The 12,867-nt window shown below is 71.3% G+C and carries 13 protein-coding genes and 2 pseudogenes; 8 read left to right on the forward strand and 7 right to left on the reverse strand.

Annotation, left to right across the window (positions count from 1 at the left end):
- Positions 1–35 precede the first annotated feature (35 nt).
- The 3 genes from ACFZBB_RS02995 to ACFZBB_RS03005 all read left to right on the forward strand — a co-directional run bounded on the left by ACFZBB_RS02995 (position 36) and on the right by ACFZBB_RS03005 (position 2,080).
- Positions 36–779, forward strand: coding sequence for an alpha/beta fold hydrolase (locus ACFZBB_RS02995; RefSeq protein WP_391117136.1), 744 nt, complete (start codon positions 36–38; stop codon positions 777–779).
- A gap of 9 nt (positions 780–788) precedes the next feature.
- Positions 789–1,163, forward strand: coding sequence for a DUF4440 domain-containing protein (locus ACFZBB_RS03000; protein ID WP_391117138.1), 375 nt, complete (start codon positions 789–791; stop codon positions 1,161–1,163).
- 149 nt (positions 1,164–1,312) lie between these two features.
- Positions 1,313–2,080: a VOC family protein gene (locus ACFZBB_RS03005; protein WP_391117140.1), complete on the forward strand. Its 768-nt coding sequence runs from the start codon at positions 1,313–1,315 to the stop codon at positions 2,078–2,080.
- 57 nt (positions 2,081–2,137) lie between these two features.
- Here ACFZBB_RS03005 and ACFZBB_RS03010 read toward each other — a convergent pair whose 3' ends face one another.
- The 4 genes from ACFZBB_RS03010 to ACFZBB_RS03025 form a co-directional block, all read right to left on the reverse strand.
- A complete protein-coding gene (locus ACFZBB_RS03010; RefSeq protein WP_391117142.1) occupies positions 2,138–2,563 on the reverse strand; it encodes a hypothetical protein in 426 nt (141 codons plus the stop codon).
- A gap of 138 nt (positions 2,564–2,701) precedes the next feature.
- Positions 2,702–3,436, reverse strand: a complete 735-nt coding sequence (locus ACFZBB_RS03015) for a D-Ala-D-Ala carboxypeptidase family metallohydrolase (RefSeq protein ID WP_391117144.1) — start codon at positions 3,434–3,436, stop codon at positions 2,702–2,704.
- A gap of 190 nt (positions 3,437–3,626) precedes the next feature.
- Positions 3,627–5,015: a glycoside hydrolase family 16 protein gene (locus tag ACFZBB_RS03020; RefSeq protein ID WP_391117146.1), complete on the reverse strand. Its 1,389-nt coding sequence runs from the start codon at positions 5,013–5,015 to the stop codon at positions 3,627–3,629.
- 343 nt (positions 5,016–5,358) lie between these two features.
- Positions 5,359–5,562, reverse strand: a complete 204-nt coding sequence (locus tag ACFZBB_RS03025) for a hypothetical protein (RefSeq protein ID WP_391117148.1) — start codon at positions 5,560–5,562, stop codon at positions 5,359–5,361.
- A 92-nt stretch (positions 5,563–5,654) separates the two neighbouring features.
- On the opposite strand from ACFZBB_RS03025, the pseudogene ACFZBB_RS03030 reads away from it, so the two are divergent.
- Positions 5,655–6,176 (forward strand): annotated as a pseudogene (locus ACFZBB_RS03030) (TetR-like C-terminal domain-containing protein); the annotation flags it as partial.
- 67 nt (positions 6,177–6,243) lie between these two features.
- Here the strand turns inward: ACFZBB_RS03030 and ACFZBB_RS03035 are convergent.
- Positions 6,244–6,948, reverse strand: coding sequence for an alpha/beta fold hydrolase (locus ACFZBB_RS03035; protein ID WP_391117150.1), 705 nt, complete (start codon positions 6,946–6,948; stop codon positions 6,244–6,246).
- 86 nt (positions 6,949–7,034) lie between these two features.
- Here ACFZBB_RS03035 and ACFZBB_RS03040 point away from each other — a divergent pair.
- The 3 genes and pseudogenes from ACFZBB_RS03040 to ACFZBB_RS03050 all read left to right on the forward strand — a co-directional run.
- Positions 7,035–7,505: pseudogene (locus ACFZBB_RS03040) on the forward strand (class I SAM-dependent methyltransferase); the annotation flags it as partial.
- Between the two features lie 132 nt (positions 7,506–7,637).
- The gene (locus ACFZBB_RS03045; protein WP_391117152.1) at positions 7,638–8,420 is read left to right on the forward strand and encodes a hypothetical protein; all 783 of its coding nucleotides are present in this window, start codon (positions 7,638–7,640) and stop codon (positions 8,418–8,420) included.
- A gap of 92 nt (positions 8,421–8,512) precedes the next feature.
- The gene (locus ACFZBB_RS03050; protein ID WP_391117155.1) at positions 8,513–8,947 is read left to right on the forward strand and encodes a hypothetical protein; all 435 of its coding nucleotides are present in this window, start codon (positions 8,513–8,515) and stop codon (positions 8,945–8,947) included.
- Here the strand turns inward: ACFZBB_RS03050 and ACFZBB_RS03055 are convergent.
- Positions 8,917–9,261 (reverse strand): hypothetical protein, encoded by a 345-nt coding sequence (locus ACFZBB_RS03055; RefSeq protein WP_391117157.1) that lies wholly within the window; start codon positions 9,259–9,261, stop codon positions 8,917–8,919. The two genes, ACFZBB_RS03050 and ACFZBB_RS03055, sit on opposite strands and share 31 nt — an antisense overlap.
- 758 nt (positions 9,262–10,019) lie before the next feature.
- Positions 10,020–11,078 carry a substrate-binding domain-containing protein gene (locus ACFZBB_RS03060; protein ID WP_391117514.1) on the reverse strand — a complete coding sequence of 353 codons (1,059 nt, stop codon included), beginning with the start codon at positions 11,076–11,078 and terminating at the stop codon, positions 10,020–10,022.
- A 297-nt stretch (positions 11,079–11,375) separates the two neighbouring features.
- Here ACFZBB_RS03060 and ACFZBB_RS03065 point away from each other — a divergent pair, with 297 nt between their 5' ends.
- Entirely contained in the window at positions 11,376–12,722 is a 1,347-nt protein-coding gene (locus ACFZBB_RS03065; protein WP_391117159.1) for an extracellular solute-binding protein, read from the forward strand.
- Positions 12,723–12,867 lie beyond the last annotated feature (145 nt).

Consider the following 12,867-nt stretch of genomic DNA (forward strand, 5'->3'; position numbering starts at 1 on the left):
ACCGGGCCGCGTGTCCCCCGGCGAAGGAGAAGCACATGGCGACGTTCGTCCTCGTACCCGGCGCGTGGAAGGGCTCCTGGTCGTTCGAGGCGGTGGTCCCGCTGCTGGAGCGCGCCGGGCACACCGTGCACGCCCTGACCCTGACCGGTCTGCGGCCGGACGACGACAGCGCGACGGTCGCGACCGCCGGTCTCGACACGCACGCCGACGACGTGCTGCGGTGCCTGGACCGCCACAGCGTCACCGGCGCGACGCTCGTCGGCCACAGCTACGCCGGGATGGTGGTCGCCGCCGCGGCCGACCGCGCCGAGGGCCGGATCTCCCGGCTGGTGCACCTCGACGCCTACGTACCGCGCGACGGTGATTCGTGCTGGTCGTCGACGAACGACCACTTCCGGGAGGTGTTCGCCGCCGGCGCCGCGGCCACCGGCTACTCCGTCCGGCCGCCGGACGGCGGCGATCCCCGCCGCCGCCCCCATCCCCTCGCCGCCTTCCTCCAGACGATCCGGCTCACCGGCGCGGTCGCCCGCGTCCCCCGCCGCGAGTTCGTCTACTGCTCGGGCTGGGAGAACCGGACACCCTTCGCCGGCCTCCGCGCCCGCCTCCAGGCCGACCCCGCCTGGCAGGTCCACGACCTCCCGACCGGCCACGACGCCATGCACGAGGCCCCGGACGCCGTCGCCGCGATCCTGCTCGCCGACACCGACGCCACCGCCACTGCCAACACCGCCGCCGACACCACCGCCGACACCACTGCCACCGCCCTCCCGGCCGCCTGAGCCCGGCGCATGTCGAATCCCGCAGCCGAGCTCACGGCGTTCATGGCGCGGTACGAGCAGGCCAACAACAGTCACGACATCGCACGCGTGGTGCCGTTGATCGTCCCGGACGCCGTCTACTGGTTCTCCGATGGTTCGTACCGGGGTCTGGAGGAAATCGCGGGGGCGGTCGAGCGGACCTTCGAGGCGATCCGGGACGAGGTGTACGCGATCAGGGATCTTGAGTGGGTCGTGCTGGGCGCCGACCACGCCGTGTGCCGGTACCGCTTCTCCTGGACGGGGGTGGTGGACGGTCAGCCCCGGTCAGGGGAGGGACGGGGCACGAACGTGATCGTGAAGCGGGACGGGGTGTGGAAGATGCTGCACGAGCACCTGAGTTCCTGACGCGCGGGTGGGCCATTGGACCGGTGGGCCGGTGGGGCTCCTCCGGGCCGGGGCTCGGCGTCGCCGCCCGGGGCGGAACTCAGGTGCGGGGGCGGACGGGCGTGTCTAGGGTGCGGCTCGGACGTCGAGGGATCGGAGAGGTACGGGGTATGAGCAGTGAACTGTTCGCGATCTGTTTCAACGCGACGCGGCCGACGGGGCTGGCGAGGTTCTGGTCCGGGGTGCTGGGCTGGGAGGTGACCTCCGGTGAGGAAGAGGACGCGCAGGGCGGTGTCGCGATCGTGCCGCCCGCCGCGGACGGGGCGACCGGCGGCTTCCGTATCCGCTTCCTGCCGAGCCAGGAGCCCAAGGCCCGCCAGAATCAAGCGCACTTCGACCTGACGAGCGCCTCCGCCGAGGAGCAGCGGCAGACGGTGGCCAGGGCGCTGGAACTGGGCGGACAGCACATCGACATCGGCCAACTCCCCGAAGAGGGGCACGTCGTGCTCGCCGATCCTGACGGCAACGAATTCTGCGTCATCGAGCCAGGCAACACATTCCTCGCCGACACCGGCGTCATCGGCGCCCTGGCCTGCGACGGCACCCGCGAGGTCGGCTACTTCTGGAGCGAGGCCCTGCGGTGGCCCCTGGTCTGGGACCAGGACGAGGAGACCGCGATCCAGTCCCCCGAGGGCGGTACGAAGATCACCTGGGGCGGCCCGCCCGTCGCCCCCAAGACCGGCGCCAACCGCCTCTTCTTCGAACTGGCCCTCCCCGCCGGCGCCGACCGCTCCGCCGAGGTCGACCGCCTCCTCGCCCTGGGCGCCACGCGCCCCGAGGCCGCGGAGACCGACGCCGGAGCCGACGTCCTGCTCCTCGACCCCGACGGCAACGAGTTCTCCGTCCGGAGGCCCGGACAGGCCGTCCTGCCCGGATAGGCCGTCCTGCCCGAGCCGGCCCCGGCCCGGCCCCCGCCCCGCCACGGCCCGCCGCGGTCAGTCCGCCGTGACGCCCCAGTAGCCGATCGAGACCGGCTTGCCGTCGGCGTCGTAGAGGACGGTGCAGTTGCCCGCCGCGCGGTCGGGGTAGAGGTCGCCGCGGTCCGTCAGCGCGGCGGTCCACTCGGCCTCGGTGGGACGGCCGCCGGGGCACCAGGCGCGGATCTCCGCGTCGGTCAAGGGGCGCATGAACGGCCCCTCTTCGTCGTTGTCGGGTGCGACGACCTCGATCTGGTCGAGTACGGAGGCCGTACCGCCGGTCATGATGTACTCCTGCCAGTCCGGGTCCTCCCAGCGCTCGGCCATCGTCATGGTCCCGAACCCGTGGTCGTCCTCGGAGAGTTCGCGCTCCTGCTCGGCCCGGAACGCCGCCGCCAGATCCGGCTGATACGCCCCGGCCCGGCTCCAACTGTCGCCGCCCATCTGCGATCCCCACCCCTTCGTCCCGCCCCTGCCCCGCTCTTTCGGTGTCAGCGTAAACGCGACCACTGACACTCGCCGGGCGGTGCGGAACCCCGTGGCCGAGGCGGAGGGGGGAGCGTCGGCCACGGGGCGCGGGAATCAGATTCCGCAGGAGGAGGCGCTCCAGTAACGGGAGCTCTGGTCGCCGAGATGGGCGTGGGTGCTGTGGCCCGGGTAGCCGGGGCCGAGGATCTCGTTGAAGCCGTGGTAGCGGGCCTCCTGCACGATGCGGCAGTAGCTCGGCGAGCCGATCAGGTCGACGGCACGGCCGTACATGTGGTTGCTGTTCGCCGCCCCGCCGACGGCGCTGTTGCACGAGGCGGAGCGGAAGCCGCTGCTCGTGTTGAGCGGCTGGTCGCCCAGCGCGTGGCGCAGCGCCTCCAGCTTCCACATGAGCCGCAGGGCGTTGTCACGGGCGGTGGCCGCACTGACCGCGCCGCCCGCCCAGGTGGTGTTGCAGCGGTTCATCTCGCCGAAGGTGAAGTGGATCGGGGTGCAGTCGGTGTCCTGGAGCGCGCCGATCTTCGCGAAGGTCTGCGGCCCGGCGATGCCGTCCGCCGTGAGGCCGTACGCCTGCTGGAAACGCACGACGGCGGACTTGGTCGCCGGCCCGAACTGGCCGTCGGTCGCCAGCACCGCGCCGTAGCCGGGGTATCCGGCGATCCGGATCTGGAGCTGGCGGACGTCCTCACCGCTCGCGCCCTGGCTGAGGGTGCGGCCCCAGGAGTAGCAGCCGGCCGCATGGGCGCTGCCCGCCGTCACGGCGGTTCCGACGAGGATAGCTGACGCAAGCATGACAATTGCGAGTAATGCACGGACGTACCGTCTCAACATCACGCCTCCCATGGGGGGTTCACAGACTCATGAGACTGCCCGACCTTGTCTATGCGCGTCAACCACTCCTTGACCTGGCATATTCGCCTGGCGCACCTCGCCCGCGAACGCCAGCGGGGCCGCGCGGACACGGTGTCCGGGCGGCCCCGCCGAAGCAGGCACAGCCGAAGCAGGCACACGCCAGCCGGGGTCAGGACCCCTGGGTGAAGGTGTAGTGCGGCGAGTCGTACTGGGGGCCGTTCTTCTCGTACGTGAACCAGTACGTGAGAACGCTGCCGGTGGAGAGGCCGTTGACGGTCTGGGTCCAGGTGCCGGAGGAGTTGGTCATGCGGAAATTCTGCTGACCCGCGCCGTTGACGAGGTAGTGGACGTCGACGTAGGCGGCCGGGGTGGTCGGGGTGAAGGAGATGCGGGCCTGCGTGGAACTGGTGGAGGTGACACCGGCGGTGTAGTCGGGCGTGGTGGTGCTGCCGCCCGAGCTGCCCGCGCTCGAACCGGAGCTGGTGCCGGAACTCGTACCGGAGCTAGTGCCGGAGCTAGTGCCGGAACTCGTACCCGTGCTCGTACCGGACGACGTACCGCCGTTGTTCGTGCCGCCGACCGTGCCGCTGCTGCCGCCGGTCGTCTGGTACACGGCGAACCAGTCGACGCTCATGCCCGCGCCGGAGCTGATGTCGGCGGACGGGGAGGTGCAGCCGCAGACCTTGTTGGGGTAGGAGCCGCCGATGGCGACGTCGAAGATGGCGAAGAAGCCGTGGTCGACGGCGGCCTGCCAGGTGGCGACGGAGACCTGGTTCTCGTTGACGGTGAAGGTGAGATTGCCGTCGAGGTAGAAGCGGAGCTGCTCGGCGGAGGTGTTGGTGCGGTCGATGACGGCCGAGTACTTGTGGAAGCCGGTCTGGCAACCGGCGCACGGCTGGAGGTCGCTGGTGATGCCGTCGGGGTCGTGGCACTCACCCGCCCACTGCCCGCAGTGGAAGGTGGTGGAGTGCTTACTGAGGGCGTTGACGTCCTCCATGATGTCGATCTCGCCGATGCTGGGCCAGTTGGTGGCGCTGACCGGGCGGGCGGCGGCGCCCATCGCCCAGAAGGCGGGCCAATAGCCGAGCCCGCTCTGGGGGTTGGGCTGCTGGATCGAAGCGCTGATTTCGAGCTGACCGCCCGCGGGGGCCGCGAAGTCGGTGCGCTGGGTCTCCACGCGGCCCGAAGTCCAGTGTCCCGAGGCGTCCTTGATCGGCTTGATCACCATGTGGCCGGAGCCGTCCTGGTAGACGTTCTGCGTCGAGTCGGTGGAGGTCTCGATCTCGCCGGTGCCCCAGTTGCCCGCGCCGCCGGGGTAGCTCGTGCCGATGTCGTAGAGCCAGTTGGACCGGTTGAGGCCGCTGCCCGCCGCCCCGTTGAAGTCGTCGCTGAACACGGTCGTCCAGCCCGCCGCGGGTCCGGGGACGGCCGCCGACGCCGAACCGCCGGACAGCACAAGGCCGGTGATGCCGGTCACAAGGAGGAGCAGGGCGCTGAGCACGGCCGTGGGACGTCCGCTGATGAAGCGGCGGGCGGCGGATGGAGGGGATGTCGTCATGGGCAGGTGCTGCCTTTCGGTCGTGGGGGGACAGCTGCCGTGGGGGCGGGGAGCTAAGCGTGAGCCGTGGTGCGTGGCGCGTGGTCCGTCGTGCTCGTGCGTGAGCCGCCGTCCGTGATGCCGTACTCGATATGCGTGATGCGGGCATGACATATCAGGATTCCTGAGAGCGCTCTCAGAGCTGCGTGCGAATGGAGTGTCGGGCGGAACGGCGGGGGCGTCAAGGCATCGCACACAGATCCGCCGGGTAGGGGGCGGCGGACGGGGCCGGGCACGCGTCACGGCCCCCGCCCGGGGAGGGGCGGAGTCCGTCACACGCATCGGGGCCGCGGGGCCCGCTTGATCACCCCTGCGAGGCGACCGGCTCGCGGTCCAGATCGGGACCGGAGGCCGGCTCGCCCTCGCTGAGGATGGAGTGCCTGGTGTCGACCAGTTCGGCGTCGGTGCCGCCCACCAACGGGTGCGTTCCGGCGGGCGGCGCGAGGTCCCGTACCGCGCCGACCAGGTCCTGGGCCGCGTCCGGCCTCGGCGTCAGGGAGCTGGTCACGCTGATCCGCTGCCCGTCGGGGCGGCCGAGGTTGACGCTGACCGGCCCGGCGGCGGAAGCCTGCCCGTCGGCGACGACCCCGACGCCCGCGAAACGTGACCGCCGCCGTACGTGCCGCGCTCGACCGAGCCGCGGCGGACTGGCCGGACCTGCCGCGCCTGGTGGTCGCGGCCGAGGGCTACCGCCACTGGGCCATCGCCCACCCCGAGCGGTACCAACTCCTCTACGGGACACCGCCGCGGGGGTACGCGGCCCCGCACGACGGCATCACCACCCAGGCCAACCGCCGGATGAGCGCGCTCTTCCAGCGCGAACTGTTCCACGGCTTCAGTACGGCGCAGCTCGCGGCGGCCGACGTCCCCGCGCTCCCGCCCCGGCTCCTGGCGCACCTGGGCCGGCTGCCGCCGGAGGGCCCGGGAGAGCTGCCCCCGGCGGCGGTCGCTCTCCTCATGGAGGCGTGGGGCCGCCTGCACGGGCAGGTGGTCATGGAGGTCTTCGGGCACACCTCGTTCCTCGGCGAGCACCAGGCCGAGGTCTTCCGCATGGCGATGCGGAATCTGCTCGCGGACGTCCGCCGCCGTATCCCGGCGGACGTGATGGTGCCGCAGACGTAGGACGGACCCGCAGCGCCTCGGGCCCGACACACGCGCGGGCCCGAGGCCCACGCGCGCCCGGCAGGGATCAGGCGGCGGTCTCGGCCCCGAGGATCGCGGCGAGTTGGCGCGGCTCGGAGAACATCGGCCAGTGCCCGGTGTTCATCTCCACCAGCCGCCACTGCTTGCCGTCCAGAAGCGCGGCCACGTCGCTGTTCGGCTCCGGGCCGTCCAGAAGGCACTTGATGTACGTCGTCGGGAGGTCGGCGAGCGGGCGGGACAGCGCGGCGGGCTCGGTGAGCGAGGGAGCCGGGTGCGGGGTCGCGCCCGCGACGAGCCGGGCGATCTGCTCGTCGGTCAGGCCCTGGCCCTCGAACTCCCCGGCGGCGGGCGGCGGCCAGAAGCCGTCCCCCTCGGCCAGGATCGCCTCGAATCTGGCCTGCCCCTCCCACCAGCCGGACGCGAACGACCCGCCCTCGACCGGCACTTCGGAGTCGACCAGGACCATACGGGCCAGCCGGTCGCCGATCCGCCCGGCGGCCTGGCCGACCGGAATCCCCGAGTAGCTGTGCCCGACCAGGACCACATTCCGCAAATCGAGCCGTTCCACCTCGGCCACGATGTCCTCGACATGCGTCCGCTGCCCGGCGTCCGGCGCGGCGCCCCGCTTCTCGGCGAGCCCCGACAGCGTCAGCGGATGGACGCCGTGCCCGGCCGCCCGCAGCTCGGGCACCACCTCGTCCCACGCCCACGCGCCGAGCCACGCCCCTGCGACCAGTACGAATTCAGCCATGACGGCAACGTATCCGAGGGGTACGACAATCCCGCCGAGGCCCGCACGCCGCCGCGCCACCGCCGTGCGACAGCCCCCGGCAGACGGGCGGCGGCTACGACGCCGTGGCCACCATCGAGATGGGCGAGCACGTCGGTGACGCCGAGTACCCGGCCTTCGCCGCGGCCCTGCACGACCGGCTCAGGCCGGGCGGCCGGGTGATGGTCCAGCAGATGTCACGCGGCCGGAACGCGCCGGGCGGCGGCGCCTTCATCGAGACCTACATCGCCGCCGACCTGCACATGCGCCCGCTCGGCGAGACCGTCGGCCTGCTCGAACAGGCCGGTCTCGAAGTGCGGTCCGTCACCGCGATGCGCGAGCACTACGTCCGCACCATCCTGGCCTGGCACCGGACGCTGGAGGACCGCTGGGCCGAATTCGTCGCCCTCGTCGGCGAGGAGACCGCCCGCGTGTGGCGGCTCTACCTCATCGGCAGCGCCCTGTCCTTCGGGGAGAACCGCATGGGCGTCGACCAGATCCTCGCCGTCCGCCCGACCGCGCCCGAGGACGCGGCCTGAGCCGAAAGCGGCGAACGCCGTCGCGAAACGTCTCCGGGAGCGTATTCCTGAACGTATTCGGTGCACGGCGGGCGCCCGAGCGGTGGCCGCGCCCCTAGCCTGAGAGCCTTGTCGGCCAGGGGAGCGGAACACATGCCGAACAGGCGGAGCGCGCTGATCATCGCCGGTGCCGGGCGTCAGGACCCGGAGGAGGACCGACCGCGCGCCCCCGAGCCCGAACGCCTCGCCGAGGCCGCCGCGTTGGCCGACGCGCTGCGCGACCCCGGCATCGGCGGCTTCGACGTCACGACACTCCTGGACGAGCCCGCCGAGCAGGCCCTGACGGCCTTCCTCGCCGACCGCGCGGAGGACGACCTTCTGCTGCTGCACGTCTCGGCGCCCGGCGCGCGCGGCGCGGACGGTGAGCCGCTCATCGCCGGTGTCGCCGCGCGCCGCCTCAACGGGCTGCTGGACGGCTGCGGTTCACGGCGGATCGTCCTGTGGCTCGACTGCTCCGACGCGGACACCGCCGATCACCTCGGCGGGCGGGGGCGGACCGTCATCACCGCCTCGGGCGCCGCCGCTCCGTCCGGACTCACCCACGCACTGGCCCACGGCTTGCGGACGGGCGAGGCGGACGGCGACCGCGACGGGCTGATCACACTCGGCGAGTTGTACGCGTACGTACGCGACCAGGTGCGGGAGGCCGCCGACGTCCACGGCGAACTCCTCATCGCCTGGTGCGACCGCCCCGCCGCGTCCTCCGGCCACCGCCAGGAGCGCCCTCACCACCACCTCGCCGTACCGGAGTTGGAGCTGCCCGACGTCCCGGACGCGGCCGTCCCCGCCCCACCCACACCGGACCGCGTGGTGCTGTCGTCGCCCTCCCGCGCCGCGCCGAAAGTGCCGGTGTGGCGCCGCCTGTGGCGACGGTGAACGGGGTCCGCAGCGCGTTCTGAGAGCGCGTCCGAGGACCCGCGTTCAAGAAACGTACGCGCCTCGGCGGCCCGAGGTCGTAGCCTCCGTTCATGGCCGAGATCTGGGATGAACAGGAGCTGATCGGCGAAGGATTCGAGCGGGTCTTTGCCGAATTGGACCGATACGACGCCCCGATTTTCGGCCTCGCCGAGATCGACGGGGAGCCGCACTACTTCCGGCTCGTGTACGAGGACACCTACGCCGTGTGGCCCGTCGGCGCCGCCCAACTCGCCCTGGAGCGCGAGCGGTGGGCCCTCTTCGCGGCCTGGCACGCCCGCTACGAGGCCGGTACGGCCGAGCCCGACACCCACCCCGGCACGGGCGGCGTCGACGCCCGCTACGACGAACTCACCGCACTGCTCCTCCCCCACCGCGACACCCCCGCCGACCCGCGCGTCCTGACCGCCCAGTGGCGCTCCACCCCCGGCCCCCGCTACCGCCCCGACGGCGTCGACTACCGCGTCAGATGGCGGCCCGCCGACTGAACCGGATACGGCGCCTCCCGGCTCTCCGTCTGCAACGCCCTGTGCCACTCCCCCATCTCCTCGGCCAACTGCCCGTGCCGGGCCAGCACCGGAGCCGGGACCTTCCCCGTATTGCGCTTCAGCCAGCGCACCAAGTGCGTACGGATGTAATCCTGGTCGTACGTCCGGTGCCGCTCGTAGAACTCGGCCTCCGCCGACGACAGTTCGAACCTTGTCGACACCGCCAGGCCGTAATCCCCGAAGTACAGGCGGTGGCCGTCGGTCAGGATATTCTCGAAGTGCGCGTCGAAATGCAGCAGTTCGCGGTCGTTCATGAAATCCGCGCCGTTTCCCCGTAAACCGCCGTCCGCTTCTTCACGTCCTGTCCTTCCTCCGTCCTGTCTTTCCCGCCCTCCCCCTACCTCCGGCGGGGGGACCCCCCATGCCGTGCGGGTGCTTTCTTCGTCTGCGGGTGCCGCTTGTGCCTGGTCGGTCCCGGCCCGGGGCACCTGCTCGGGCGACGAACGTGCACCCACTTCGAAAACGTCCAGCCTCTTTCCGTTCGTCCCCCTGCGGGGGCACCCCGGCCCGCCCCCTCCACGCCCGTCGGCGCCCGACGGTCCGCTGTGGTGGCGGAGGAGGGGGGAGGGGGTGCGTGCCCTGTGGCACCTGACGTCCAGCCGGGCGGGCGACAGGGGGTGGGTGAGGTTCGGGACCTGCGGCGCCCGACCGTCTGGCGGGAGGGGCGGGAGTGCGGGTGCTGGGTGGTTGGCAGGGGCTTCGTCGGGCACTTGGAGGAAGGACCCGAGCGCCCCCGACTCACCGGGAAGGGACACCGGCGCAGGGCGGCCCGCCGAAAGAACCCCCTCCCCCGGAAACCCCCACCGGACAGGCGGACGCCGACGTACCGGAAGGGGACGGGCCGGGGTGCCCCCGCAGAAATGCGGTGACAGGAACGGTGCCGGATGCACGGGACCAGGCAGCCGCATTTCGAGGAGGTACCCCGGACCGGCACCGACCAGGCACAAGCGGCACCCGCAGACGAAAAAACACCCGCACGGGTGGGCGGGCGGGAAAGACAAGACAACGAGCCCTAAACGGAGTCGCGTTGAATGAGCTCGGTGGCCAGAACGACATGGCGTCGTACCGAATCCCGCTCGGCGATCTCCTCAAGAAGCACCCGGGCCATCGTGCGCCCCATCTCCTCCGTCGGCTGCCGAACACTGGTGAGCGCCGGATCCATGTGGCGTGCGATGGCCGAGTCCTCGAAGCCGACGAGCGCGACATCGGTCGGCACAATCCGCCCGGACTCGCGCAGCACCTGCCGCGCGCCGGCCGCCATGAGGTCGGAGGCGGCGAAAACGGCGTCGATGTCCGGCCGCCGCGCGAGCAGTTCGCGCATGGCCCGCCGCCCGCCCTCCTCGGTGAAGTCGCCCCGGGCGACAAGCTCCGAGTTCGAGGAGCCCCCCGAGGAGCCCCCAGTGGAGCCCCCGGCGGAAACCCCCGCCGCCTCCACGGCCTGCCGATACCCGTCGAGGCGACACCGGGCCACGTACATGTCCGGCGGCCCGGTGATCGTCGCGACCGCCCGCCGCCCGCGGGCGAAGAGGTGGGCGACGGCGGCACGCGCGCCGCCGACGTTGTCGGCGTCCACGTACGAGACGGACTCGAGGTCACTGCGCCGCCCGTTCAGAACGGCGGGCATGTCGAGCTGTTCGAGAAGGTCGGGCAGCGGATCGTCCTCGTGGACGGAGACCAGCAGGACGCCGTCCACGCGGTGCGCGGCCAGGTACTGGCCGAAACGGGCCCGCTCCTTGGGCGTACGGATCAGCGTGAGCAGGAGCTGCATGTCGGTGTCGGCCAGCTCCGCCCCGATCCCCCGGATGATGTCGGAGAAGTACGGCTCGGCGAAGAGCCGCGTCTCCGGCTCGGGGATGACCAGAGCGATCGCGTCGGTGCGATTTCCGGCCAGCGCGCGGGCCGCGCGGTTGGGCACGTACCCCAGTTCGGCGATGGCGGCCTCGACCGCGGCCTTCGCGCGGTCGCTGACCCGCGGCGACCCGTTGATGACGCGCGAGACCGTGCCGCGTCCCACCCCGGCGCGTACAGCCACCTCTTCCAAGGTGGGCCGTCCGCTGTGCCGCCCGTTCATGGCCACTTCCGCCTCCTGTGCTCCACTGTGGCGCCACCTTAGCGCCCGGCCCGCTCTGGACAGCAGGATCTCTTGAGAGCGCTCCCACGCTGTGTTCACCGTACCCGCCCCGCGGCGTCCGATCCGTTCAAGAAGTGACCATCGGTCCGGTCCGGACACGTTCCGGCAACGAAATCGACTTCACATCTTGACACTGACCCCTCCGAGGCCGGATTGTTCCGGCAAGCTTAGTGGGAGCGCTCCCACACCCTCACTCGCACCACCGCACGCCAGACCCACCCTGACAAGGAGAGTGGAATGCGCACTTCCGGCAGAACCCGCAAGGCCGCAGTCATCGCGGTCGCGGGTCTCGCGACCTGCGCGACCCTGATCACCGGATGCAGCAGCGACAGCAAGAGCAAGGACTCGGGCAACGGGAGCACCGCCTCCTCGACCGAGAAGATCACGCTGCACGTCGGTGACTTCGGATCGTTCGGCTACGACGACAAGACGGGCGCGGCCCTCTTCTCCGAGTACCACAAGCTGCACCCCAACATCACGATCGTCGAGGACAACGTCGCCGACGGGCAGCAGTACTGGGACGCCCTGAAGCTCCACCTGTCCCAGGGCAGCGGCCTCTCCGACATCCAGGCGATCGAGATCGGCTACATCGCCGAGGCCACCGGCCCGACGCTGGCGTCGAAGTTCGTGGACCTGGGCAAGGCCAAGGGCGTCAACGTCGGCGACTGGCTGGACTACAAGGAGAAGCAGGCCACCACCACCGACGGTTCGGTGATCGGCCTCGGCACCGACATCGGCCCGATGGCGGTCTGCTACCGCAAGGACCTCTTCAAGGCCGCGGGTCTGCCCGACGACCGCGACGCGGTCGCGGCCAAGTGGGCCGGCGACTGGTCGAAGTTCCTGGCCGTCGGCAAGGAGTTCAAGGCGAACGCGCCCTCGGGCGTGGCCTTCACCGACTCCGGCAGTGGCCTGTTCAACGCGGTGGTCTCCAGCCAGACCACGCAGTACTCCGACGCGTCCGGCAAGCTGATCTACGACACCAGCCCCGGTGTGAAGACGGCGTGGGACCTGGCGACCGAGGCCGTCAAGGACGGACTGACCGACAAGCTGCGGCAGTTCGACGCCAACACCTGGAACGCGGCGTTCAAGAACTCCAAGTTCGCGACCGTGGCCTGCCCGAGCTGGATGATCGGCATCATCAAGGACTCGGCCGGTCCCGCCAACCAGGGCAAGTGGGACATCGCCGCGCCGCCGCAGGCCGGCAACTGGGGCGGTTCGTTCCTGTCGGTGCCCAAGGCCGGCAAGCACATAGCGGAGGCGACCGCGCTGGCCGCCTGGCTGACCGCGCCCGCCCAGCAGGCGAAGGTCTTCGCGAAGAACGGCAACATCCCGTCGACCAAGGCGGGTCTCGCCGACCCGGCCGTCCAGAACGCGACGAACCCGTACTTCGGTGACACCCCCGTCGGCAAGATCTACTCGGCCACCGCGAAGAGCATCCAGCCCGCGCCCATCGGCCAGTACGACGGTCAGGTGAAGACCTTCATCACCGACAACGGAATCCTCGACATGGAGCAGCACGGCACCTCGGCCGACAAGGCGTGGTCGAACGTGAAGGCGCTGGTCAAGGACAAGATCGACCAGTAGCGCGGACGGGGCCGCCCGGCAGTGTCTCCCACCTGCCGGGCGGCCCGCACCTCGTCTCCCCGCACCTCGTACCGCCCCCGCATCCGCGGCCGGACCACCCCGGACGACCGCGGCCCTCCTCCAGTCACCGCACAACCCTCGCCCG

Source organism: Streptomyces sp. NPDC008139 (assembly GCF_042957025.1).
Classification (GTDB): Bacteria; Actinomycetota; Actinomycetes; order Streptomycetales; family Streptomycetaceae; genus Actinacidiphila.

Coding starts and splice junctions, on each gene's coding strand:
- ACFZBB_RS02995 (WP_391117136.1), top strand. CDS start 36: ATGGCGACGTTCGTCCTCGTACCCGGCGCGTGGAAGGGCTCCTGGTCG.
- ACFZBB_RS03000 (WP_391117138.1), top strand. CDS start 789: ATGTCGAATCCCGCAGCCGAGCTCACGGCGTTCATGGCGCGGTACGAG.
- ACFZBB_RS03005 (WP_391117140.1), top strand. CDS start 1,313: ATGAGCAGTGAACTGTTCGCGATCTGTTTCAACGCGACGCGGCCGACG.
- ACFZBB_RS03010 (WP_391117142.1), bottom strand. CDS start 2,563: ATGGGCGGCGACAGTTGGAGCCGGGCCGGGGCGTATCAGCCGGATCTG.
- ACFZBB_RS03015 (WP_391117144.1), bottom strand. CDS start 3,436: ATGTTGAGACGGTACGTCCGTGCATTACTCGCAATTGTCATGCTTGCG.
- ACFZBB_RS03020 (WP_391117146.1), bottom strand. CDS start 5,015: ATGACGACATCCCCTCCATCCGCCGCCCGCCGCTTCATCAGCGGACGT.
- ACFZBB_RS03035 (WP_391117150.1), bottom strand. CDS start 6,948: ATGGCTGAATTCGTACTGGTCGCAGGGGCGTGGCTCGGCGCGTGGGCG.
- ACFZBB_RS03045 (WP_391117152.1), top strand. CDS start 7,638: ATGCCGAACAGGCGGAGCGCGCTGATCATCGCCGGTGCCGGGCGTCAG.
- ACFZBB_RS03050 (WP_391117155.1), top strand. CDS start 8,513: ATGGCCGAGATCTGGGATGAACAGGAGCTGATCGGCGAAGGATTCGAG.
- ACFZBB_RS03055 (WP_391117157.1), bottom strand. CDS start 9,261: ATGAACGACCGCGAACTGCTGCATTTCGACGCGCACTTCGAGAATATC.
- ACFZBB_RS03060 (WP_391117514.1), bottom strand. CDS start 11,078: ATGAACGGGCGGCACAGCGGACGGCCCACCTTGGAAGAGGTGGCTGTA.
- ACFZBB_RS03065 (WP_391117159.1), top strand. CDS start 11,376: ATGCGCACTTCCGGCAGAACCCGCAAGGCCGCAGTCATCGCGGTCGCG.